The organism is Neisseria sp. P0021.S007 (genome assembly GCF_051956855.1).
The window spans coordinates 1-430 of sequence record NZ_JBQCXA010001834.1; the positions used below are offsets into that span (position 1 = coordinate 1).

A 430-nucleotide genomic window follows, 5' to 3' on the forward strand; every position below is an offset into this window, starting at 1 on the left:
GTAAGAATACATACCGAACGAACGCAGTTGCACCGCGCCAAACTCGGCATCGCGTACGGTAATCGGTTGAGATGTACCCCATTTTCGTGCGAGCTGTTGTTTGGTATTGAAAAAGTAAACATCCGATTTAAAAGGGGATTCAAAAAGCTTGTCCCAGTTTTTCAAGTTGGTCAGCACCGGCAGCGTTTGCGTATTGAGCGTGTAACGCCCCGGACCAAACACGTCGGCGGTTACGCCTTCATCGACAAACATCGCCATCTGCGCCTCACGCACAGTCAGGCTCGCACCGTTTTGGATCTCCTCATCGGCAATCGGAAAACGCCACATCAGCAGGCTGTCGTCGGGATTCGGCCATTGAATGACGTCGATAAACTGTTTCTTGATAAAGTTGAACATCGCAGTTCCTTATTTGAAGAAGAAGGGATAACTT

The 430-nt window shown here is 49.1% G+C and carries 1 protein-coding gene; it reads right to left on the reverse strand.

What is annotated here, in order from left to right; translation table 11 throughout:
* The coding region (locus tag ACTHUR_RS21705; RefSeq protein ID WP_440400889.1) for an SPFH domain-containing protein at window positions 1-396 on the reverse strand (396 nt) is incomplete at its 3' end.
* Window positions 397-430: the final 34 nt, after the last annotated feature.